Annotated in this window: 17 protein-coding genes; 7 read left to right on the top strand and 10 right to left on the bottom strand. The window is 50.0% G+C overall.

All coding sequences use genetic code 11. The features are described 5' to 3' along the window. Positions 1-38: 38 nt before the first annotated feature. The 3 genes from pgmB to ACTHTA_RS07525 all read right to left on the bottom strand — a co-directional run bounded on the left by pgmB (position 39) and on the right by ACTHTA_RS07525 (position 4,402). Positions 39-704 carry a beta-phosphoglucomutase gene (pgmB, locus tag ACTHTA_RS07535; RefSeq protein ID WP_313971310.1) on the bottom strand — a complete coding sequence of 222 codons (666 nt, stop codon included), beginning with the start codon at positions 702-704 and terminating at the stop codon, positions 39-41. A gap of 12 nt (positions 705-716) precedes the next feature. Next, positions 717-2,975 (bottom strand): glycoside hydrolase family 65 protein, encoded by a 2,259-nt coding sequence (locus ACTHTA_RS07530; protein WP_308888225.1) that lies wholly within the window; start codon positions 2,973-2,975, stop codon positions 717-719. 74 nt (positions 2,976-3,049) lie between these two features. Further along, positions 3,050-4,402 (bottom strand): SLC45 family MFS transporter, encoded by a 1,353-nt coding sequence (locus tag ACTHTA_RS07525; protein ID WP_313971311.1) that lies wholly within the window; start codon positions 4,400-4,402, stop codon positions 3,050-3,052. A gap of 340 nt (positions 4,403-4,742) precedes the next feature. Here ACTHTA_RS07525 and ettA point away from each other — a divergent pair, with 340 nt between their 5' ends. Further along, entirely contained in the window at positions 4,743-6,419 is a 1,677-nt protein-coding gene (ettA, locus tag ACTHTA_RS07520; protein WP_049329133.1) for an energy-dependent translational throttle protein EttA, read from the top strand. A 65-nt stretch (positions 6,420-6,484) separates the two neighbouring features. On the opposite strand, the gene mtrR is transcribed toward ettA, so the two are convergent. Next, positions 6,485-7,120 (bottom strand): multidrug efflux system transcriptional repressor MtrR, encoded by a 636-nt coding sequence (mtrR, locus tag ACTHTA_RS07515; RefSeq protein ID WP_250601116.1) that lies wholly within the window; start codon positions 7,118-7,120, stop codon positions 6,485-6,487. Positions 7,121-7,348: 228 nt separating this feature from the next. Here mtrR and ACTHTA_RS07510 point away from each other — a divergent pair, with 228 nt between their 5' ends. The 3 genes from ACTHTA_RS07510 to ACTHTA_RS07500 are packed head-to-tail and all read left to right on the top strand — an operon-like array spanning position 7,349 to position 13,304. Then, on the top strand, positions 7,349-8,617 hold the full coding sequence (locus ACTHTA_RS07510) for an efflux RND transporter periplasmic adaptor subunit (protein WP_440364365.1): 1,269 nt from the start codon (positions 7,349-7,351) through the stop codon (positions 8,615-8,617). A gap of 11 nt (positions 8,618-8,628) precedes the next feature. Then, positions 8,629-11,841, top strand: a complete 3,213-nt coding sequence (locus ACTHTA_RS07505; protein WP_107820280.1) for an efflux RND transporter permease subunit — start codon at positions 8,629-8,631, stop codon at positions 11,839-11,841. Positions 11,842-11,897: 56 nt separating this feature from the next. After that, entirely contained in the window at positions 11,898-13,304 is a 1,407-nt protein-coding gene (locus ACTHTA_RS07500; RefSeq protein ID WP_440375752.1) for an efflux transporter outer membrane subunit, read from the top strand. 74 nt (positions 13,305-13,378) lie between these two features. On the opposite strand, the gene ACTHTA_RS07495 is transcribed toward ACTHTA_RS07500, so the two are convergent. Further along, entirely contained in the window at positions 13,379-14,716 is a 1,338-nt protein-coding gene (locus ACTHTA_RS07495) for a GTPase/DUF3482 domain-containing protein (protein WP_440364603.1), read from the bottom strand. Positions 14,717-15,291: 575 nt separating this feature from the next. Then, entirely contained in the window at positions 15,292-15,753 is a 462-nt protein-coding gene (locus tag ACTHTA_RS07490) for a winged helix-turn-helix transcriptional regulator (RefSeq protein ID WP_003747450.1), read from the bottom strand. A gap of 206 nt (positions 15,754-15,959) precedes the next feature. Between ACTHTA_RS07490 and alr the strand changes: the two genes are divergently transcribed. Next, positions 15,960-17,018 carry an alanine racemase gene (alr, locus tag ACTHTA_RS07485; RefSeq protein WP_440364604.1) on the top strand — a complete coding sequence of 353 codons (1,059 nt, stop codon included), beginning with the start codon at positions 15,960-15,962 and terminating at the stop codon, positions 17,016-17,018. A 59-nt stretch (positions 17,019-17,077) separates the two neighbouring features. Here the strand turns inward: alr and ACTHTA_RS07480 are convergent, their stop codons facing one another. Then, entirely contained in the window at positions 17,078-17,821 is a 744-nt protein-coding gene (locus ACTHTA_RS07480) for a pseudouridine synthase (RefSeq protein WP_440364605.1), read from the bottom strand. Positions 17,822-18,151: 330 nt separating this feature from the next. Between ACTHTA_RS07480 and ACTHTA_RS07475 the strand changes: the two genes are divergently transcribed. Together ACTHTA_RS07475 and ACTHTA_RS07470 are read left to right on the top strand one after the other, a co-directional pair. Continuing rightward, positions 18,152-20,233: a carbon starvation CstA family protein gene (locus tag ACTHTA_RS07475; RefSeq protein WP_308888216.1), complete on the top strand. Its 2,082-nt coding sequence runs from the start codon at positions 18,152-18,154 to the stop codon at positions 20,231-20,233. After that, positions 20,223-20,417, top strand: coding sequence for a YbdD/YjiX family protein (locus ACTHTA_RS07470; protein WP_308888215.1), 195 nt, complete (start codon positions 20,223-20,225; stop codon positions 20,415-20,417). The genes ACTHTA_RS07475 and ACTHTA_RS07470 overlap by 11 nt, the downstream gene beginning before the upstream one ends. Before the next feature lie 116 nt (positions 20,418-20,533). Here the strand turns inward: ACTHTA_RS07470 and ACTHTA_RS07465 are convergent, their stop codons facing one another. The 3 genes from ACTHTA_RS07465 to ACTHTA_RS07455 all read right to left on the bottom strand — a co-directional run bounded on the left by ACTHTA_RS07465 (position 20,534) and on the right by ACTHTA_RS07455 (position 22,487). Beyond that, positions 20,534-20,824 carry a chaperone modulator CbpM gene (locus tag ACTHTA_RS07465; protein WP_063076280.1) on the bottom strand — a complete coding sequence of 97 codons (291 nt, stop codon included), beginning with the start codon at positions 20,822-20,824 and terminating at the stop codon, positions 20,534-20,536. 15 nt (positions 20,825-20,839) lie between these two features. Continuing rightward, entirely contained in the window at positions 20,840-21,799 is a 960-nt protein-coding gene (locus ACTHTA_RS07460) for a DnaJ C-terminal domain-containing protein (protein WP_036491296.1), read from the bottom strand. Positions 21,800-22,004: 205 nt separating this feature from the next. Then, entirely contained in the window at positions 22,005-22,487 is a 483-nt protein-coding gene (locus tag ACTHTA_RS07455; RefSeq protein ID WP_049352594.1) for a hypothetical protein, read from the bottom strand. Between the last annotated feature and the right edge of the window lie 7 nt (positions 22,488-22,494).

Genomic DNA, 22,494 nt, shown 5'->3' with positions numbered 1-22,494 from the left:
ATCCAGTTTTCAGACGGCCTTTTTACTTCCTTAGTATTTTACCTGCCCGACTGTGCCCACACGTTTTGCAGGTAGGCGTAGGTCAGCTCGGCGGTGCCGGACACCAGCGCGATGTCGCTGCCTAAGTCTTCGGCTTTGCCCACTCCGATAGGCAAGGCGCCGGAGGCTTTGATGGCGGCTACTCCTGCTGCGGCGTCTTCGATGCCGATGCATTGGCGGATATCCGCGCCCACGCCCTCGGCGGCGGCGAGGAAGATGTCGGGGGCGGGTTTGGAATGCGCGACGGCGGCAGGGTCGGCGACGGCGTCGAAGAAGTGGGTCAGCCCCATGCGTTCGAGCAGGAACGGGCCGTTTTTGCTGGCCGACGCAAGGGCGATTTTTTTGCCGTTTGCCCTCAATGCTTCCAGCAGCGGCAAAATGCCGGGGTACACGTCTTCGGGTTTGACCGCCTGAATCATCTCGACGTAGTTGTCGTTTTTACGGCGGGTCAGTTCGGCGAACTCGGCTTCGCTGACGGTTTTGCCGCCGTGCGCGAGGATGCGTTTGAGCGAATCGTCGCGCGACACGCCTTTGAGCTGCTCGTTAAACTTGCGGTCGATGCTGATGCCCAGTTCTTCGGCGAGCTTTTTCCATGCGCAGTAGTGGTATTCGGCAGTGTCAGTGATGACGCCGTCGAGGTCAAAAAGCACTGCGGTGAAAGTCATTTTGCATCCTCCTTATTTTTCCAACGCAACGGTGTGGCTGCCGTTGAGCGTGATGTTTTTGCCGTACACCTGCAATTCGAGCGGCTTGCCTTTGAGCAGGGTGAAGACCACGTTTTCTTTGCCAACGGCGACTTTAATCAGACGGCCGCGGTAGTTGATGTGGAAGGCGTAGCCTGTCCACGCACTCGGCAGGAACGGGGCGAAGCTGAGTTTGCCGCCCCAGGTTTTCATTTGGGCGAAACCTTGGACGATGGCGAGCCACGAGCCGGTCATGGAGGTGATGTGCAGGCCGTCTTCGGTGTCGTTGTTGTAGTTGTCCAAGTCCAGGCGGGCGGTGCGCTGGTACATTTCCACGGCTTTTTCTTCTTTGCCCAGTTCGGCGGCGAGGATGGCGTGGATACAAGGCGACAGCGAGCTTTCGTGCACGGTCATCGGTTCGTAGAAGTCGAAGTTGCGGCGTTTTTCGTCCATGTTGAAACGGTCGCCGAAGAAGTAGATGCCTTGCAAGACGTCCGCCTGTTTGATGAAGGGCGAACGCAGGATTTTGTCCCACGACCATTTCTGGTTGAGCGGCAAATCGTCGGGCGAAAGCGCGGACACGGGGCGGATGTCTTTGTCGAGGAAGCCGTCGTGTTGGACGAATACGCCGAGTTCTTCGTCATGCGGACGGTACATATTCGCGCTGATGTCCGCCCATTTTTCCAACTCGGCGGCACTCACGTTCAAATCCGGACGCGGGTATCTCGCCAAGGCTTCGCGGGTGTAGTCCAATACCCATGCGGCGAGGGTGTTGGTGTACCAGTTGTTGTTGATGTTGTTTTCGTATTCGTTCGGGCCGGTTACGCCGTGAATCATGTATTTGCCGTTGCGTTTGGAGAAGTGGACGCGGTCCGCCCAGAAGCGGGACACTTCGACCAAGACTTCCAAGCCTTCTTTGGCAAGATAGCTTTCGTCGCCGGTGTAGTTGGTGTAGTTGTAGATGGCGTAAGGAATCGCGCCGTTGCGGTGGATTTCCTCGAAGGTGATTTCCCATTCGTTGTGGCACTCGATGCCTGTAAACGTTACCATCGGATAGAGTGCGCCCGCCAAGCCCTGTTCGCGCGCGTTGTGCTGCGCCTGCGGCAGTTGGTTGCGGCGGTATTGCAGCAGGTTGCGGGTAACTTCGGGTTCCGCCAGTGCGAGGTAAAGCGGCACGGCATAGGCTTCAGTATCCCAATAGGTTGCGCCGCCGTATTTTTCGCCGGTAAAGCCTTTGGGGCCGATGTTCAGGCGCGCGTCTTCGCCGTAGTAGGTGGAGAACAGTTGGAACAGGTTGAAGCGGATGCCCTGCTGCGCTTCGTCGCTGCCTTCGATGACCACGTCGGCAATTTCCCAACGGTGCAGCCAGCCTGCTTTGTGCGCCTCCAGCAAGGTTTCAAATGCAACGCCTGTGATTTTTTCCGACAAGGCGCGACCGGCGGCTTTCACCGCTTCCAAGCCTTGATAATCGCGGCTGGTGGTAACAATCACGCGTTTTTCAAAGGTTTCGGGCGTGCCGCTGACTTCAGCTTCAAAAGAATTGGAGACCTGCCAGTCGGTTTGGCTGCCGCCGAGGGCTTTGAAGCTGCCGGCGAAGGTTTGCTCGGCGTTGACGATAAATTGTTCCACGCCGAAGGGATTGGCGACGGTTTGGGTGGAAATGTAGGAGCGGTCGTCTGAAACGCCTTTGTCCAATACCTGCCAGAATTTTTCTTCGTAGTTGGAGTCTTCGTTTTTCACGTCGGCGTCGATGATGGAATCGATGCGGACTTGGTGGGTTTTGCCGTCGATGGATACGGCTTCCCAGCGGATGAGAGCCAGCTCTTTTTGCGCGACCGACAGGAATTTGCACACATCGAAACGCACGCCAAATACGGTGAACGAGCGGCGCAATACGCCGTGCTGCATATCGAGTTCGACGGAGAAGCCGGCAACGTCGTTTTTCGCCAAGTCCACTTCCTGATCGTCGACAAAGATTTTTACTTTGCTGAAATTGAGCGCATTGATGGCTTTGCCGAAATATTTAGGGTAGCCGTTTTTCCACCAGCCGACGCGGGTTTTGTCGGGGAACCACACGCCCGCGATGTAGGTGCCCAAGTGGCTGTCGGTGGAGTAGGTTTCTTCAAAATTGCCGCGCATACCCATATAGCCGTTGCCCAAACTGGTCAGGCTCTCTTGCAGCCGTTTGTGTTCTTTTTCCAGTTTTGCCGAACGCAATGTCCAAGGGCTGATTTCCATGATTCTTGTATACATTTATGAAGCTCCTGTTATTAAAATCGTAAGTTCGGCAAAGGTTTCAGACGGCCTTTGCCGATGGTATGGATAGATTATTCGCCGTGGGTCTCTTTAATCAGACATACTGAGAAGGCTCCCAGCAGCAAGACTGCGCCTGCAACCAAGAACATGGTTGCCTGATGGCTGCCCAGCATAGGGAAGAGGATAAAGCTCAGCAGGGAGGCGACGATTTGAGGCATACAGATAGAGCCGTTGAACAGACCCAAATAAGTACCCATGTGTTTGCCGGAGAGGGCATTGGTTACAATCGTCAAAGGATAGGTAATGATACCTGCCCACGCAATACCGATTAAAGTATAAGACAGGATTAATGCGTATTGATTGTGGATGAAGAAGATAGAGAAGAAACCGAGCGCGCCCAGAGCCAAGCAACCGAAATAACCGACTTTATGGTATTGATTCGGTACTTTTGCCAGAATAAACGAGCAGATAACGGCAGCAATGGATTGTACCGCCGCCAAAACGCCGTACCAGTTGCCCGCTTCCTGATAGCCTACGGAAGACGCATCGGTCGTATGCCAGACGTTTTCCGCAATCGCGCCTGCGGAATAAGTCCACATATATTGGAAGGCGAACCAGCAGAAAAACTGCACCAGAGTAACCGTCCAAAACGCTTTAGGCGCGGTTTTCAAGAGTTTGATCCAGTTGGTCTTCTCCTGATTCGCCGCCACGTCGATGCCGTGGTAGCGGGCGTAGGTTTCCGGATCGTATTCCTTCACTTTGAAAATCGTGAACGCACTGGTAATAATCAGCAACGTCGCGCCCACATAGAATGCCACGACCACGGTCTGCGGCACGACGCCTTTTTCTGCCGTGTTTTCCAAGCCGATATAGGCAAAGACGAATGGCAGGATAGCGGCGACGACTGCACCTGTATTGGCCAAGAAACTTTGAATGCCGTAGGCGTAGCCTTTCTGCTCCTCGTTGACCATGTCGCCGACCATCATCTTAAACGGCTGCATCGCCATATTCGACGATACGTCCAACAGCGCAATCATCAGCGCGCCGAACGACAAGGCCGCCAGCGACGCATAGCCGAAGCCGAAGCTGCCCGAGTTCGGCATCAAAATCATCACGATGACCGCAATCAGCGTGCCGTAAAGCAGATACGGCAGACGGCGGCCGCCCAGGCGCGGATTCCAAGTGCGATCTGAGTAGTAGCCCACAATCGGCTGAACCAACATACCGGCCAATGGGGGCAGAATGAAAAACCAGCCCAAATTGTGCGGGTCGGCGCCTAAAGTTTGAAAAATTCGGCTCATTTGTGAGCTTTGCAGGGTAAAGGCCGTCTGAACGCCGAGATAGCCGAAGCTCAGCATCCAAATCGTACTTTTTGCCAGTGACGGCAAACCTTGTTTTGCTGTTTTTTGCGTATTTTCCGACATGAGGTAAATCCTTTTTTTAAAAAGTATTTTTATTGAGAAATCTGAAAGGTTCCTTGGTGTGGTGTTCTCTGTCGTTATTGTTTGTGTGCGTACTTTCAAGGATATAGGTGCATTTTATGAAGCGCGCCGGATATTGGCAATGCCAGTTCAAGGATAAACTGGCTTAAATCAAATTTTTTGTGGTTTGGCATTGATACCGTCGGGCAATGAGGGTATCGGTTCGGTGCGGTGTATATTTTGATGCTTATTTCTATTTTCAGACGGCATTTGAACAAGCAAGTATTTGGGCAATAGGTTAAAATGGGCCATCTGAAATTTGTTTGATGAAAACGAGAAAACTATGTCCCAACAATACGTCTATTCTATGCTGCGCGTGAGCAAGGTTGTGCCGCCGCAGAAAACCATCATTAAAGATATTTCCCTTTCCTTTTTCCCCAGCGCGAAAATCGGTTTGCTCGGTTTGAACGGCGCGGGTAAGTCCACCGTGCTGCGGATTATGGCGGGCGTGGATAAAGAATTTGAGGGCGAAGCCGTGCCGATGGGCGGCATTAAAATCGGTTACCTGCCGCAAGAGCCTGAGCTTGATCCTGAAAAAACCGTACGCGAGGAAGTGGAAAGCGGTTTGGGCGAAGTGGCTGCCGCGCAGAAACGCTTGGAAGAAGTGTATGCCGAGTATGCCAATCCTGATGCGGATTTTGACGCGTTGGCGGAAGAACAAGGCCGTCTGGAAGCGATTATTGCGGCGGGTTCGTCCACGGGCGGCGGTGCAGAGCATGAATTAGAAATTGCTGCCGACGCGCTGCGTCTGCCTGATTGGGATGCCAAAATCGGCAATTTGTCCGGCGGTGAAAAACGCCGTGTGGCTTTGTGCAAACTCTTGTTGAGCAAGCCCGATATGCTTTTGCTTGACGAGCCGACCAACCACTTGGACGCGGAATCTGTCGAATGGCTGGAGCAATTCTTGGTGCGCTTCCCCGGCACAGTCGTTGCGGTAACGCACGACCGCTATTTCCTCGACAATGCTGCCGAATGGATTTTGGAACTCGACCGCGGACACGGTATCCCGTGGAAAGGCAATTACTCGTCTTGGCTGGAGCAGAAAGAAAAACGCTTGGAAAACGAGGCGAAGTCTGAAGCTGCGCGCGTGAAAGCGATGAAGCAGGAGTTGGAATGGGTACGCCAAAATGCCAAGGGCCGTCAAGCCAAGTCCAAAGCGCGTCTGGCGCGTTTCGAGGAAATGAGCAACTACGAATACCAAAAACGCAACGAAACTCAGGAAATCTTTATCCCTGTTGCCGAGCGTTTGGGTAATGAAGTGATTGAATTTGTGAACGTTTCCAAATCGTTTGGCGATAAAGTGCTGATTGACGATTTGAGCTTCAAAGTACCTGCTGGCGCGATTGTCGGCATCATCGGCCCGAATGGCGCGGGTAAATCTACGCTGTTTAAAATGATTGCGGGCAAAGAGCAGCCTGATTCGGGCGAAGTGAAAATCGGGCAAACCGTGAAAATGAGCCTGATTGACCAAAGCCGTGAAGGTTTGCAAAACGACAAAACCGTGTTCGACAACATTGCCGAAGGTCGCGACATTTTGCAGGTTGGCCAGTTTGAAATTCCAGCCCGCCAATATTTGGGACGCTTCAACTTCAAAGGCAGTGACCAAAGCAAAATCGCAGGTCAATTGTCTGGCGGCGAACGCGGCCGTCTGCACTTGGCAAAAACCTTGTTGAGCGGCGGCAATGTGTTGCTGCTGGACGAACCGTCTAACGACCTCGACGTAGAAACCCTGCGCGCGTTGGAAGACGCATTGTTGGAATTTGCCGGCAGCGTGATGGTGATTTCGCATGACCGCTGGTTCCTCGACCGTATCGCTACGCATATTTTGGCTTGCGAAGGCGACTCTAAATGGGTGTTCTTTGACGGCAACTATCAGGAATACGAAGCCGACAAGAAACGCCGTTTGGGTGAAGAGGGCGCGAAACCGAAACGTATCCGTTATAAACCGGTAACACGTTAATTAGGTTTGAACCAAAAGGCCGTCTGAAACTTTTAATGTTTCAGACGGCCTTTTATTTTTAATGTTTAAGATTGTTTTCTTAATTGCGGATGGTTTTCCAATGTATCAATGATGATTTCAATCATGCGGGGGGCGGTTTGCGCCAAATCGAAGCCTTGACCTGAAGAAAGCCAGCGCCAAATCAAGCCGTCTAATGAAGACTTGATGAAGATGACCGCCATATCGGTATCCAAATTATCCGCCAACGCTTTTTGTTGTACCGCATCAGTCAGGACGGCAATGATTTTTTCACGCCATAATGATTGGTGTTTTTTAGCGATGGCAATGACTGCCTCGTTTTGCTCGGTATGTTCACATTTTAAAAACAAAATGCTGTGGAATTTGTAGTGAAGCTCGTTATGTTGCAGTCGCTCGAAAAAACGGGTTAGGGTCAGGCGGAAGCTTGGCCAAGCCTGTTCGTTATTGTTGTTCGAGTCCTCTTTCATGCAGCTTTCGATGTCGTCGCAAATCCGTTGGAACAAGGCATCAAACAAATCTTCTTTGTTTTTGAAATGCCAATACAGCGCGCCGCGCGTTACGCCTGCGGCTTGGGCGATTTCGTTGAGCGAAGTGCGGGCAATGCCTTTCTTATAAAACGTATCTAATGCAGCAAGCATGAGATATTCTTTGGTTTTTAAAGCTTCGGTTTTGGTTCTTCTCATGGTTTTTTTGTAGGAAATGTAAATTTATGGTTCGGATTATAAAAAATTACTTCTGAACATGAAAGAATGTATGTATAATTCAATTTAGTACTTGATAGTGTTTCTCAACACTATATATAATCGGCCTGTTTTTTATAAAAACAGGCAATTTCTGTTTGTGAAATATGAGATTAAAGTAATCAATTTTTAATTAGTCAAACCCTTATTTATCATAGAGATAGGAAAATTATGGCTCTTTATGCTTCTAAAATGATGCGTATCGCGGCAATCGCAGCAGCTACTGCGTTGGCGCTTTCCGCTTGCGGCAAAGGCGATGAAAAAGCAGCCGGCCAACAGGCGCAAAGCAGTCAGCAACAGCAAAAACAACCTGCGCCTGAAGTCCGCGTGGTTACTGTACATCCGGAAACCGTTGCATTGACAACCGAGTTGCCGGGCCGTCTGGAATCATTGCGTACTGCGGAAGTTCGCGCCCAAGTCGGCGGTATTCTGCAAAAACGCCTGTTTCAAGAGGGCAGCTATGTGCAAGCCGGTCAGCCTTTATATCAAATCGACAGCTCATCTTATGAAGCAAACTTAGAAAGCGCACGCGCCCAGTTGGCGAGTGCGCAAGCTACTTTGGCTAAAGCGAATGCCGACTTAGCCCGCTACAAACCGCTGGTTGCCGCCGATGCCATCAGCCAACAAGAATATGATGCGGCCGTAACGGCCAAGCGTTCAGCAGAGGCAGGTGTCAAATCCGCTCAAGCAGCCATCAAATCTGCCGGTATCAGCCTGAACCGCTCCCGCATTACTGCGCCGATTTCCGGCTTTATCGGTCAATCTAAAGTTTCTGAAGGTACGCTGCTGAATTCCGGCGATACCACTGTTTTGGCCACTATCCAACAAACCAATCCGATGTATGTCAACGTTACCCAGTCTGCGAGTGAGGTCATGAAACTGCGTCAACAGGTTGCCGAAGGCAAATTGTTGGCGGCAAACGGCGCGATTGCAGTGGATATCAAATTTGACGACGGTACGGTTTACCCTGAAAAAGGCCGTCTGCTGTTTGCAGATCCGACTGTCAATGAAACGACCGGTCAAATTACTTTGCGTGCAGCCATTCCTAACGACAGAAATATCTTGATGCCGGGCTTGTATGTGCGCGTATTGATGGAACAAGTGGCTGTGGATAATGCATTTGTAGTGCCGCAACAAGCAGTTACCCGCGGTTCGCAAGATACTGTGATGGTAGTGAATGACAAGAGCGAAATGGAAGCGCGTGTCGTGACCATTGCCCAACAGCAAGGTAGCAATTGGGTTATTACAGACGGCCTGAAAGACGGCGACAAAGTGATTGTTGAAGGCATCAGCATTGCCGCTATGTCGGGTGCTAAAAAGGTAACGCCGAAAGAATGGACACCACCTGCAAGCGCTGCGGCAGCAACACCGGCAGTTTCAGACGGCCAGGCTGCATCCGAGGCCAAGCCTGAAGCTAAAGCTGCATCTGAAGCCAAATAAGGAACGCATGAATGTCTAAGTTTTTTATTGACCGCCCCATTTTTGCATGGGTTATTGCGATTTTTATTATCGCAGCGGGTATTTTCGGCATTCAAAAACTGCCGATTTCCCAATATCCGTCCGTTGCTGCACCGACCATTACTTTGCGCGCTACTTATCCGGGCGCTTCTGCTCAGGTAATGGAAGACAGCGTACTGGCCGTTATCGAACGTAATATGTACGGTGTGGAAGGTTTGGACTATATGACGACTTCTGCCAATTCCAGCGGCAGCGGCAGCGTCAGTCTGACGTTTACACCGGAAACCAATGAAGATTTGGCGCAGGTAGACGTGCAGAACAAACTGTCTGAAGTGTTGTCCACATTGCCGTCTACCGTACAGCAATATGGTGTAACCGTATCTAAAGCGCGTTCCAACTTCTTGCAAGTGGTCATGCTTTCTTCTGAAAAGCAATCCATTGAGGAAATGAACGATTACGCCCAGCGCAATATCATTCCTGAACTGCAGCGTATCGACGGCGTAGGGCAGGTACAATTGTTTGGTGCGCAACGCGCCATGCGTATTTGGGTTGACCCGAAAAAACTGCAAAACTACAACCTGTCTTTTGCAACGGTAACCAACGCACTGGCTACTCAAAATATCCAAATTTCTGCAGGCTCTATCGGCTCTTTGCCGGCGGCTGCAGGTCAGACCATTTCAGCAACTGTGACGGCTCAAGGTCAGCTGAGCACTGCTGAAGAGTTTGGCAACATCATTTTGGTATCCAATACCGATGGTTCTAATGTCTATCTGAAAGACGTTGCCAAAGTCAGCTTGGGTATGCAGGACTATTCTACTTCCACACGTTTGAACGGCGTGAATACCACCGGTATGGCAGTGATGCTGTCCAACAGCGGTAACGCTTTGGCAACGGCGACTGCCGTGAAAGAAAAAATGGCAGTTTTGCAGAAGTATTTTCCAGACGGCATGAGCTGGAAAGTTCCTTACGATACTTCCAAATTTGTGGAAATTTCGATTGAGAAAGTGATCCATACGCTTTTGGAAGCCATCGTATTGGTATTCTTAGTGATGTATCTCTTCCTGCAAAACATCCGCTATACGCTGATTCCGACCATTGTTGTACCGATTTCCCTGTTGGGCGGTTTTGCCTTTATCTCATACATGGGTATGTCGATTAACGTATTGACCATGTTTGCGATGGTATTGGTGATCGGTATTGTGGTCGATGACGCGATTGTGGTCGTTGAAAACGTTGAGCGTATTATGGCGAGTGAAGGTCTGTCGCCTAAGGCTGCAACCAAAAAAGCGATGGGTCGGATTTCCGGCGCGGTGATTGGTATTACTGCCGTGTTGATGTCCGTATTTGTTCCGCTGGCAATGTTTAGCGGTGCAACAGGTAACATTTACAAACAGTTTGCCTTGACCATGGCGGCATCGATTGCATTCTCCGCATTCCTTGCCTTGACGCTGACTCCGGCATTATGTGCCACCATGCTCAAACCGATTCAGAAGGGTCATCACGAAGAGAAAAAAGGTTTCTTCGGTTGGTTTAACAAAAAATTCGACAGCTGGACACACGGCTACGAAGGCTGGGTTGCCAAAGTCTTGCGCAAGACTTTGCGCATGATGGTTGTCTATATTGGTTTGACTGTTGTGGGCGTATTCCTGTTTATGCGTCTGCCGACTTCCTTCTTGCCGACTGAAGACCAAGGTAACTTGATGTTGAGCGTACAGCTGCCTGCCGGCGCGACCAAAGAGCGTACCGATGCAACTTTGGCTCAAATCACTCAGCTGGCAAAATCTATACCTGAGATTGAGAACATCATTACCGTTTCCGGCTTCAGTTTTTCAGGTTCCGGTCAAAACATGGCTTTGGGCTTTGTCATTCTGAAAGACTGGAGCGAACGTACTGCCCCGGGCAGCGATGCGACTTCTATTTCCGGTAAGTTGACCGGCATGATGATGGCTACGCTGAAAGACGGTTTCGGTTTGGCGATTGTGCCTCCTGCCATTATGGAATTGGGTACAGGCTCCGGCTTGACGATTTACCTGCAAGACCGTAACAACAGCGGCCATGCCGCATTATTGGCCAAGCGCAATGAGTTGATTGACAAAATGCGTAAAAGCGGTTTGTTTAACCCAAGTACCGTCCGTGCGAGCGGTTTGGAAGATGCGCCGCAGTTGAAAATCGACATCAATCGTTCCGCCGCAGCCGCACAAGGTATTTCGTTCTCTGATATCCGTACTGCTTTGGCTTCTTCTTTGGGTTCGTCTTATGTCAACGATTTCCCGAATCAAGGCCGTCTGCAACGCGTGATGGTACAAGCTGATGCGAGTGCCCGTATGCAGCCTGCCGATATTCTGAACCTGACCGTGCCGAACAAATCCGGCGTTGCTGTACCGCTTTCTACCATTGCTACTGTTTCTTGGGAAAACGGTATGGAACAAAGCGTCCGCTTCAATGGTTATCCGGCAATGGAGCTTTCCGGCTCGCCTGTTAATGGCGTATCTTCCGGTCAGGCCATGACTGCGGTACAGCAAATGGTTGATGACATGGGCGGCGGTTACAGTCTGGAATGGGGAGGCCAGTCTCGTGAAGAGGCTAAAGGCGGCTCGCAAACTGTCGTATTGTACGCATTGGCCGCTGCCGCTGTATTCTTGGTATTGGCTGCTTTGTACGAAAGCTGGTCTATCCCGTTGGCGGTTATCCTTGTGATTCCGTTGGGCTTGATTGGCGCGGCATTGGGTGTGACTGGCCGTAACATGTTTGAAGCATTACTGGGCAGTATTCCGGCATACGCCAACGATATCTACTTCCAAGTCGGTTTCGTTACGGTGATGGGTTTGAGTGCGAAAAACGCGATTTTGATTATCGAGTTTGCCAAAGACCTGCAAGCGCAAGGCAAGAGCGCGCTTGAAGCTGCGCTTGCCGCCGCACACTTGCGTTTCCGTCCGATTATCATGACTTCGTTTGCCTTCATCTTGGGCGTGGTACCGCTTTATGTTGCCAGCGGTGCCAGCTCCGCCAGCCAACGTGCGATTGGTACGACCGTGGTCTGGGGTATGTTGATCGGTACGATTCTGTCTGTGTTCCTTGTGCCTTTGTTCTATGTGGTTGTGCGCAAATTCTTTAAAGAAACCGCACACGAGCATGAGATGGCCGCCAAACACGCCGCTGAAGCCGGCATGATTGAAGACGGTAAACAAGATTCAGACAAGCACTAAAGCAAAGGCCGTCTGAAAAATTTTCAGACGGCCTCAAAATGCTAAAGGATTCTAAAATGAAGAAGATTACATTCAAACCTGTACTGACCGCCGTTGCCGCCGCCGTGGCTTTGTCGGCCTGTACCATGATGCCGAAATATGAGCAGCCTCAAGTTGCCGTGGCCGATACGTTTAAATACGACACTGTTGACGACGGTATCCGTGCAGCCGAATTGGGTTGGCAAGATTACTTTGCCGATCCTCGCCTTCACCGCCTGATCGACATCGCATTGGAACGCAATACCGATTTGCGTACAGCCGCGCTGAATGCGGAAATCTACCGCAAGCAATACATGATTGCGCGTAATAATTTGTTGCCAACCGTCAATGCCAGCGGTACAGGTTCGCGTCAAGGCAGTTTGAGTGGCGGCAGCGTTAGCAGCCAATACAGCGTGGGTTTGGGCGCAGCCTCTTATGAGCTTGACCTCTTCGGCCGTGTCCGCAGTACCAGCGAAGCCGCGTTGCAAGGTTATTTCAATGTGGCTGCAAACCGCGATGCCGCCCATTTGACCCTGATTTCTACCGTTGCCAAAGCCTACTTTAACGAACGCTACGCGGAAGAAACCATGGCATTGGCACAACGTGTGTTGCAAACCCGTGAAGCGACTTACAAGCTCTCGCAATTACGCCATAAGGCCGGCGTGATTTCCGCCGTTGATTTGCGCCAACAGGAAGCGCTGATTGAATCAGCCAAAGCCGATTACGCATCCGCGGTGAAAAACCGCGAGCAAGCGCGCAATTCCTTGGCTATGTTGATTAATCAACCTTTGCCCGAAGACTTGCCTGCCGGTCTGCCTTTGAACAAACAGTTCAAAATGACCAAACTGCCTGCCGGTTTGAGTTCAGACGTGTTGCTCAACCGTCCGGATATCCGTGCGGCCGAACATGCGCTCAAACAAGCCAATGCCAATATCGGCGCGGCACGTGCGGCCTTCTTCCCGCGCATCAGCCTAACCGGTTCTGTCGGTAACGCTTCCGGCGAGTTGAGCGGCCTGTTTAAGAGCGGCACAGGTATTTGGGCTTTTGCACCATCCATCACCCTGCCTATCTTTGACTGGGGCACAAACAAAGCCAATCTTGACGTAGCCAAACTGCGCCAACAGGCACAAATCGTTGCTTATGAAGCCGCTGTTCAATCCGCATTCCAAGACGTTTCCAATGCGTTGGTTGCACGCGAACAGCTGGATAAAAGCTATGACGCTTTGAGCAAACAAAGCCGCGCCTACAACGACAGCCTGCGCCTCATCAGCCTGCGCTACAAACATGGTGTATCCAGCGCATTGGATTTGCTGGATGCCGAGCGTAGCAATTACAGTGCAGAAACTGCTCTTTTGGCTAATCAGCTGACCCGTTTGGAAAATCTTGCCGACTTGTATAAAGCACTTGGTGGCGGTTTGAAACGCGAAACCAAAGCTGCCGAATAAGTATTTGACCACTAAGATTAAAAGGCCGTCTGAAACATTTGGATTTCAGACGGCCTTTTTGTTATGCGGCAATTCTAAGCTTTTAATTTCTCGCTTAAAGTGGCGACATAGGCTGCGCGTTCGTTACGGCTGGCTTCGGGCTGGTGTGTGTTGAGCGAAGACCATTTGCGGTTGCTGCGCGCTTTGTTGAGTTCGCTTGGCAATTTGGCTGCATTCCATGGCGCTTTGCGTTCTTTTAGCTCGATATGCGATTGAGCCGCATGGCCGCGCGTTTGCAAGACGTGCAACAAATCCAGTGCGCGTGCGGCGAGTAGGGTAAGGGTTTCTGGATCGGTATGCAGGGTTTGTCGACCGTTGATTTTGTCGGTGATGTCTTGGGCATTGGGCAAAATACCGCCTAATAGTCCACCAATGGCTGTACCCAAACCAAGCGATCCGCCAAGTGTAGCAATGTCCAAGCCTAAGCCGATGAGCGCGCCTGCGGTTGCGCCGGTGCCGGTACGGATGCCGTAATGTTTGAGCAACTCGCTATCAAACGGGTCTTGTTTGAAGGCTTTGGGCATCCATGTGCTGTCGCTGCCGACTTCGTCGTGATAGAAGTGGTAAAGTGTGAACAGGCGTTGTTGCATTTGCCGCTCAAGTTGGCGGATTTCCGATTGCATGACTTCCAAAGTCGGGGCAGGGTCGTCGTTTTCGGCAATTTCTTGGGTAAATGCGGCGGCATCCAGCAGAAAATCGGCAATTTCACGACGCGCTTCCGTATCCAGCCGTTGCCACTCGCGACGGCGCATATTGATGAGGCGGTCGAGGATGTCGCGCTTAGGTAACATGGTGGCAAAGTTGTCCCACAATCGGATTTCGCCTTCAAAGTCGAAGGCAACGGTATCGAAACCGGCGTAAACATGCAGGGTTCGACGGGCGAGCATGTTGGTCCAAGTGGTCAGGTCTTGATTTTGGGTAAAGTTGAACACGGGCATGATGGGCTTGGCGCACCAAGACAAAATGGTCAGCTCGTCTTTGTATTTGTCGAGGACGGGTTCCCGCGCATCGATGACGTACATGGCCATATCGCTTTGCATGACTTGGCGCAGCACTTTGGCCTCTTGGTTGAACTCGTGATGCGCCTCATGACTGCTGAGGAATTGCTTGATGCGTTCGATACCGTCATCGCGTGCGGATGTGTGGGTTTCCAGCCAGTCCAACACGCCGCCTGCATCTTCAAGGCCAGGGGTATCGTAGAGGTAAACCAAGCTGTCGTCGCCATCGTTGATGAGGGCTTCTTCGACATGGCGCGTGGTGGATGGCGCGTTTTTCACTTCACCGAAGGTGCTGTCGCGCAAAAGCGTACGTAAGAGCGAGGTTTTGCCTGTGTTGGTATGGCCGACGACGGCAAGGGAAAGTGGGGCGGTCATGGTCTTTGGGTTGGGTTGATATGGACGATGAATGTGTGAGTATGGAGCCGTTTATCTTTAGTGGCAATATATGTTTCAGACGGCCCTAAATTCTTTTTATATATGGGCGAAAATAGCAAGAAAAAGAGGGGAATAGCGTATTTGTTGTTTTTTAGCAAAATACTTGAAAATAGATGGGAAAACAGTTGACAGTCGGGTAGAAGGCTAGGATAATTCGCGCCGTTGAGTTGCTTGATGCAGCTTGATTTTTCTCCTCTATTTCTCCTTTGTAGACTTGGCGCATATCGAAACGGTATGCGCATTTTTTTATCTATATTGAAATATGATTACATTTAAAATTTGTAAATTGAATAATTAAGAAACTTTACAAGAAAAATACTTGCGCGGTTGAATCTCTTGTTGCATAATTCGTTTCGTTAGCTGGTTCGAGTAGTCAGTTAATAGTTTCTCCTCTATTTCTCCTTTGTAGACTTGGCACACATTCTATCGGATGTGTGCATTTTTTTTTGCCTGTTTAAAACAAAGGCCGTATGAATGTTGTAATCTTTCAGACAGCCTTTGTTGGTTGAATGGTATTAGATGTCTAATACTACTTCTTCTTTGACTTCTTCCATGACAACATAGCTGCGGCTTTCGGCTGCTGCCGGCAGTTGCAGCAGGATATTGCCGAGCATATCGCGATAGGCGGACATATTGGGCAGGCGGACTTTGATGAGGTAGTCGTATTCGCCGGAGACTAAGTGGCATTCCAAAATTTGCGGAATCTTCAGCACTTCGCGTTTGAAGTCTTCAAAAATATTGCCGGATTTTGAACGCAGTTTCAGTTCGACAAAGACCAAGAGGCTTTGACCTAAGGCATGTGGATTCAGATGGGCGTGATAGCCGGTAATGAGGTTGTCGCGTTCCAAGCGGCGGACGCGTTCGGTTACCGGCGTAGTGGAGAGGCCGACTTTTTCAGCCAATTCGGTCATGGGGATACGTGCGTTTTGTTGTAGGAGCTTGAGAATTTTTAAGTCGGTTTTGTCGAGTTCTTTCATGGCTTTGATGCTTGTCGTTTTCAATTTGGATAACATCATAACCTTAAAACAGGCTCAGAAGAAGCATAAATCCTTAAAGGTAAGGCGGAAGGAAGATATTAATCTTGTGTATTTCATGGAATCCTGTATGGTTTTTGACCTATAATATTCGCTTCAAAGTAATAGGGCAGGCCGTCTGAAACGGATGCCGATAAGAGGAATACATTATGCGTCCGCTCAATGCGCAAATCCGTTTGGATAATTTACGTCAAAATTATCGTCTTCTCAAAGAGTTGCACGGCAATAAATTGTTGGCTGTGATTAAGGCCGATGCTTACGGGCATGGCGCGGTCAGATGTGCACATGCGTTGGCGGATATTGCCGACGGTTTTGCGGTGGCAACGGTAGATGAAGGCGTGGAATTGCGTCAAAACGGCATTAAAAATCCGATTGTTTTGTTGGAAGGCGTGTTTGATGCTGCCGAGTATGCGGATGTTGACCGTTATAATTTGTGGCCGGCAATCGGCAGCCAATGGCAGCTGGAGGCGTTTGTGCATCATGAGTGGCAACGTCCGACAACCGTATGGCTGAAAATGGACTCGGGTATGCACCGTGCCGGTTTCTTCCCGCATAACTATGCTGCGGCCTATACTGCATTGAAACAATCCGAATTGGTTGAAAACATTGTGAAATTCAGCCATTTTGCCTGTGCGGACGAGCCGGAAAACGGCATGACCGAAATGCAACTTGAAGCGTTTGATTTGGCCTGCGAGGGTTTGGAAGGAGAGGAGAGTTTGGCCAATTCCGCCGCGATTTTGAACGTGCCTGAAGCACGACGCGATTGGGGACGTGCCGGTTTGGCCTTATATGGTATTTCGCCTTTCGGCGGCGTGGATGAGCGTTTGAAACCGGTTATGCGCCTGACTTCCCGCGTTTTCGGCGAGCGTGTGTTGCAACCGCATTCTCCGATTGGCTACGGCGCAACGTTCTATACCAGCAAATCTACCCGTGTCGGTTTGATTGCATGCGGCTATGCCGACGGTTATCCGCGTCGTGCTTCCACTAATTCCCCTGTGGCGGTGGATGGCAAACGCAGCCGCATTATCGGCAGGGTATCTATGGATATGATTACGGTTGAGCTGGAAGCCTCGAAAGAGGGCTTGGGCGCGGAAGTAGAGCTTTGGGGCGATGTGATTAATATCAATGAGGTTTCCGAAATTGCCGGTATGATTCCGTACGAAATCCTCTGCAATATCAAACGTGCGAAGTTTACTTATATCGAGTAAGCAGTAAAAGATCAGGCCGTCTGAAATGTGTTTTCAGACGGCCTTTTTGTTATCTGCAATTAAAACGATTCGTCAGCGCGTAAATAACGCCATTTTCCCGGCGGCAGTCTGCCGAGTTTGACCTTGCCCATACGGATGCGTTTCAAACCGATGACACGCAGGCCGACCAGTTCGCACATACGGCGGATTTGACGTTTTTTGCCTTGTCGCAAAATAAAGCGCAACTGGTCTTCGTTTTGCCATTCGACTTTGGCGGGGCGCAATTTTTCTCCGTCCAAACTCAAGCCGTGGTTGAGCAGGGCAAGGCCTTTGTCGTCCAGCTTGCCACGGACGCGGACGAGGTATTCTTTTTCGCTGCTGCTGTTTTCGCCAATCAGCTGTTTGGCGATGCGGCCATCTTGGGTAAGCACCAACAATCCGACAGAGTCAATGTCCAAGCGGCCGGCAGGGGCTAAACCAAATTTGTGTTTTTCGCTGAAAGGGATGCGGCTGTCGTCGCCTTCCCAATGGTTTTCGGCGGTAATGAGTTCGGCGGCGGATTTATAGCCTTTTTCTGCTTGCGCGCTGACGTAGCCGACGGGTTTGTTCAGCAGGATGGTTACGCGCGCGGCTTGTTTTTCATGGGCTTGTTTGTTGAGGTCGATACGGTCGCGCTCGGTGACTTTTTGGCCAAGTACGGCGGTTTGGCCGTTGACTTTGACCCAGCCTTGCTCGATGTAGCTGTCTGCCTCGCGGCGCGAGCATAAGCCTAATTGTGCCATGCGTTTGGAGAGGCGCATGGTTTCGGAATCGTTGTTTTGCATGGTATGGCAATATAGAGAAATGGGAATATCGGATTATAGCATTGACCGTTTGTCAGGCCGTCTGAAAACTGAAGATTTGGGTTTTCAGACGGCCTTTCGTTTGCTATATGTTAAGGAATATTTGGTTTTGAAGTAAAAAATGAAGGGTATATTGTCTGTTTGTGTTAACCTTACGGACGAACTAATCATTTTGTTTTCAGTCGAATTTGGGTTGAAATGACATTTCACTCATGAAATCATGAAGACTATAATGACTGGTCTTTCTGAAGCGCATTAAGGCAGTTTGTCGCTAAAGCAAGCCTTGGTGCATCACGTTTTAAGGATAAATCAATGAAATCGCTCAAATCATTTTTGATCTGGGGCATTGTGGTTTTGGTAGGCTTGGCCTCCTTTACTACTTTAGCTCTCAGCCGTGGCGAGCAAGTCAGTGCGATTTGGATGGTTACGGCCGCCATTTCGGTATACTGCATTGCCTACCGTTTTTACAGTCTTTACATTGCCAATCGTGTGATGCAGCTTGATCCTAACCGTCTGACTCCGGCAGAACGCCACAATGACGGCTTGGACTATGTTCCTACACATAAAGGCGTACTGTTCGGCCACCACTTTGCCGCTATTGCCGGCGCAGGCCCTCTGGTTGGTCCTGTATTGGCAGCGCAAATGGGTTATCTGCCCGGTACTTTGTGGATTATTTTCGGCGTGGTATTTGCCGGTGCCGTACAGGATATGATGGTACTGTTTGTTTCTATGCGCCGTGACGGTAAGTCTTTGGGCGATATCGTGAAACAAGAACTCGGTACTGTTCCCGGCGTGATTGCATCCATCGGTATTTTGATGATTATGGTCATCATCATGGCGGTGTTGGCGCTGATTGTTGTGAAAGCATTGGTTCACAGCCCTTGGGGTACGTTCACCATCGCAGCAACTATGCCGATCGCTCTGTTTATGGGTATCTACACGCGTTATATCCGTCCGGGCAAAATTGGCGAGATTTCCATCGTCGGCTTTATCTTGTTGATGCTGGCGGTGATTTACGGTGAAGATGTTGCTCACAGCTCCTTCGGTCACTGGTTTGACCTTGACGGCATTCAGCTGACTTGGGCGATTATGATTTACGGTTTCGTGGCTTCCGTATTGCCGGTTTGGCTCTTGCTGACTCCACGCGATTATCTGTCTACATTCCTGAAAATCGGTACGATTGCAGCTTTGGCTTTGGGTATCGTTATTGTTAACCCGACTCTGCAAATGCCTGCAGTTACCCACTTTATCGATGGTTCAGGCCCGGTATTCTCCGGTGCATTGTTCCCATTCTTGTTCATTACCATTGCTTGTGGTGCGGTTTCAGGCTTCCATGCGCTGATTTCTTCCGGTACCACACCAAAAATGCTGGAAAACGAAACCCACGTCCGCATGATCGGTTATGGTGGCATGATTATGGAAAGCTTTGTGGCAATCATGGCTTTGGCCGCTGCCGCGTCGCTTGATCCTGGCGTGTACTTTGCGATGAACAGCCCGGCCGCGCTGATTGGTACAGATGCCAACACAGCTGCCGAAGTCATCACCACTAAACTGAACTTCCCTGTTGATGCCGCAACCCTGTTGCACACTGCTAAAGAAGTGGGCGAAAACACCATTCTGTCTCGTGCAGGCGGTGCGCCAACCCTCGCAGTCGGTATGGCACACATCATGAGCCGTCTGATTCCGGGCGAAGCCATGATGGCGTTCTGGTATCACTTTGCCTTGCTGTTTGAAGCCTTGTTCATCTTGACCGCGGTTGACGCCGGTACACGCGTTGCCCGTTTCATGATTCAAGACTTGGGCAGTATCTTCTACAAACCATTCGGTAATACCGACTCTATCCCTGCCAACTTGGTTGCAACATTCTTGGCTGTGGCATTGTGGGGTTACTTCCTCTATACCGGCGTAACCGACCCTCTGGGTGGTATTAACTCGCTCTGGCCGTTGTTCGGTATCGCCAACCAAATGCTTGCAGGCGTAGCGTTGATTATGTGTACCGTTGTATTGGTGAAAATGAAACGCGACCGCTATGTTTGGGTCACCTTGGTTCCTGCTTTTGGCGTATTGTTTGTCACCTGCTATGCCGGTTTGCAAAAACTGTTCCATAGCGATCCGCGCGTCAGCTTCTTGGCTCACGCAAGCAAATACCGCGATGCCTTGGCTTCAGGCGAAGTCCTTGCCCCAGCTAAAGACATTGGCGAAATGTCGCAAATCATCTTCAACGACCAAATCAATGCTGGTCTGACCGCTTTGTTCCTGGCAGTTGTCGTGATTGTCGCCGTGTATGGTTTCCGTACCGCCATGAAAGCCCGTAAAGTCGGCTGGCCAACTGCTAAAGAAATTCCAGCAGTGTACCGCGACGGTAAACAGCCGGAGGTTCAGAGTGAAGCATAAGCTCGCATCTTGGTGGAAAACCATCAAGTTGACAGCAAACTTGATGGCCGGTGTTCCAGATTATGAAAACTACGTTGCCCGCCAGCGCAGACATAATCCCAACGCGCCGATCATGACCGAACTACAATTCCAAGACTACTGCCGTAAACGCCGTTGCGGCGCCAATGGTGGACGCTGTTGTTAATGAAGGCATAAAAAGGCCGTCTGAAAATACTTTCAGACGGCCTTTCATTATAGAATATCAATAAACATCAAAAACTTTTTTTGTCATCAATATTTAATCGAACAACTTGTCGATATTTACTCTTCTTCGAGTAGTACCAGCGGACGCTGTATTTTTCTGAGCTCTTCCACCTCGTCCAACAGCCGCATAATCAGCCCCAATGCGGGAATGCCGGCCTCAAAATCACGGCTTAAGCGTTGTGCGCGACGGATGCGGGCAAGATGAAAACCACTGAAGGTGCTTTTTTCGGGCACACCATCGATGCTGATGATGTCTTCTGCTATAAGTTCCAACAGCCAATCGCGACGGCAGCGGCTGGCGGCAACGATTTCTTCAAAAGTAAGGGTAATATCGGAGGACTGAATCATAATTTATCCTTTCTCTTATGCTTGTTTTGCGGCAAAGTGTTCGGCCAATTTTTCCCATGCGGCACGGTCGGCTTCGCTCTCTACTGGCGGAACATTAATGCGGATATTAAGATAAAGGTCTCCGGCTTCTTTTGCAGGAATACCTTTGCCTTTAAGGCGGATGCTTTTACCGCTTTGGCTGTTGGCAGGCAGATTGACCTGTAAGCGGCCTGAAGCGGTAGGGACGATGATTTTGCCGCCCAATACGGCTTCCCAAGGTTTGACATCTATTGTTTGATATACGTCTTTCCTGTTTTTGACATATAAATCAGGTTGGTCGTGGAACTTGATTTTTAAGTACAAGTCACCGTTTTCCCCACCGTTGTATCCCGGCAAACCTTGACCGGCCAAACGGATTTGTTGGCCTTCTGCAATACCTTTGGGAATTTTAACGTTGAGGGTTTTATTTTGATAAACCGCACGTCCGTATTCGTCTAGAGTCGGCACATTCAAAGTCATGCTACGTTCTGCACCAACATACGCTGCGTAAATATCAATACTCAATTCAGCATGTTGATCCTCGCCTTTTATTGGGCCGCGGGGTTGCTCGGAACGAGTGTGGGATTGGCGGAATGATGAAAAAAGATCTTCAAAATTGAAGTCTCCCGCTCCGAACGGCTCGCCTTCATGACGTTCATAGCGGAAGCTGCCACCGTTAAATCCATTGCCAAACGGATTGCCGCCTTGACCGAACGGATTTCCTCCGGCGCTGCGTCCGTAAGGATTAGCCAACATTTCATCGTATTCAGCCCGCTTTTCTTTGTCGGAAAGCGTTTCGTAGGCACGGTTGATTTCTACCGTACGTTCGGCTGCGTCAGGTTCTTTGCTGACATCGGGGTGGTATTTGCGCACCAGTTTTCGGTAGGCTTTTTTGATTTCGGCCTCATCCGCATCTTTGGCAACGCCCAGTATTTCATAATAGTTTTTTTCTGCCATGTTATTCCTTTGACTGCTAATATACAAAATTCTTATGGTGTTAATAATTGAGGGTAGGTATTCTAAAATCAAGGGCGTTAGAAATAAAATTCTCTATTTCTGACAATGATTAATGGATAATTTATTTCTTTGTTCCTAGAGAAATAGAAAATATATAGGCCGTCTGAAATACGGTTTTTCAGACGGCCTTTATCAAATTGGGGTTTTATTTATCTTGAGCGTTTTTTTGTTCGCGGACCACCCATTGGGCAATATCTGAACCCAATACTTTAGAAGTGCGGTTCAAGACGGCGCAAGAGCTTTTATAAGCGCCAAACATGCCGCCGGAAGAGTTGCGGGTGAAGGTTTTTTTATTAACTTGTTTGCCGTCAACATACAAAGCGGCTGAAACCGCCATACCTTTGGCGTGACCGATAAAGGCATTGCCTGCGCTCATAGCGGAAGTAATGGCGATATCTGCGTATGTGCCTTGTTTTTTACCGTCACGGATAACAGTTACATCACTTTTGGCTGCAGTTTCTTGCAAAGATTTGGACATAATGCTGCCCACTTCTAAACATTCAGAAACGATACGGGTATCGATTTCTTCTTTGTCGCGGTAAGGGATGCTTTCATCAATATGGACATCTGCGCTGGCGAATGCAGAAGCAAATAAGAATGCGGTTGCAAGGATGCGATTAGGAGACATAGTAGGG

This window comes from Neisseria sp. P0013.S005, assembly GCF_051958425.1.
Lineage (GTDB): Bacteria > Pseudomonadota > Gammaproteobacteria > Burkholderiales > Neisseriaceae > Neisseria > Neisseria subflava.
Note: the sequence above shows the minus strand (reverse complement) of the source record. Positions and strands in the feature narration are given on the sequence as shown.

What these genes read in the sequence shown, in the direction of transcription:
- ACTHTA_RS07530 (WP_308888225.1), bottom strand. Translation starts at nt 2,975, where the DNA reads ATGTATACAAGAATCATGGAAATCAGCCCTTGGACATTGCGTTCGGCA.
- ettA (WP_049329133.1), top strand. Translation starts at nt 4,743, where the DNA reads ATGTCCCAACAATACGTCTATTCTATGCTGCGCGTGAGCAAGGTTGTG.
- ACTHTA_RS07525 (WP_313971311.1), bottom strand. Translation starts at nt 4,402, where the DNA reads ATGTCGGAAAATACGCAAAAAACAGCAAAACAAGGTTTGCCGTCACTG.
- alr (WP_440364604.1), top strand. Translation starts at nt 15,960, where the DNA reads ATGCGTCCGCTCAATGCGCAAATCCGTTTGGATAATTTACGTCAAAAT.
- ACTHTA_RS07505 (WP_107820280.1), top strand. Translation starts at nt 8,629, where the DNA reads ATGTCTAAGTTTTTTATTGACCGCCCCATTTTTGCATGGGTTATTGCG.
- ACTHTA_RS07465 (WP_063076280.1), bottom strand. Translation starts at nt 20,824, where the DNA reads ATGATTCAGTCCTCCGATATTACCCTTACTTTTGAAGAAATCGTTGCC.
- ACTHTA_RS07455 (WP_049352594.1), bottom strand. Translation starts at nt 22,487, where the DNA reads ATGTCTCCTAATCGCATCCTTGCAACCGCATTCTTATTTGCTTCTGCA.
- ACTHTA_RS07460 (WP_036491296.1), bottom strand. Translation starts at nt 21,799, where the DNA reads ATGGCAGAAAAAAACTATTATGAAATACTGGGCGTTGCCAAAGATGCG.
- pgmB (WP_313971310.1), bottom strand. Translation starts at nt 704, where the DNA reads ATGACTTTCACCGCAGTGCTTTTTGACCTCGACGGCGTCATCACTGAC.
- ACTHTA_RS07490 (WP_003747450.1), bottom strand. Translation starts at nt 15,753, where the DNA reads ATGAAAGAACTCGACAAAACCGACTTAAAAATTCTCAAGCTCCTACAA.
- ACTHTA_RS07500 (WP_440375752.1), top strand. Translation starts at nt 11,898, where the DNA reads ATGAAGAAGATTACATTCAAACCTGTACTGACCGCCGTTGCCGCCGCC.
- mtrR (WP_250601116.1), bottom strand. Translation starts at nt 7,120, where the DNA reads ATGAGAAGAACCAAAACCGAAGCTTTAAAAACCAAAGAATATCTCATG.
- ACTHTA_RS07510 (WP_440364365.1), top strand. Translation starts at nt 7,349, where the DNA reads ATGGCTCTTTATGCTTCTAAAATGATGCGTATCGCGGCAATCGCAGCA.
- ACTHTA_RS07475 (WP_308888216.1), top strand. Translation starts at nt 18,152, where the DNA reads ATGAAATCGCTCAAATCATTTTTGATCTGGGGCATTGTGGTTTTGGTA.
- ACTHTA_RS07495 (WP_440364603.1), bottom strand. Translation starts at nt 14,716, where the DNA reads ATGACCGCCCCACTTTCCCTTGCCGTCGTCGGCCATACCAACACAGGC.
- ACTHTA_RS07480 (WP_440364605.1), bottom strand. Translation starts at nt 17,821, where the DNA reads ATGCAAAACAACGATTCCGAAACCATGCGCCTCTCCAAACGCATGGCA.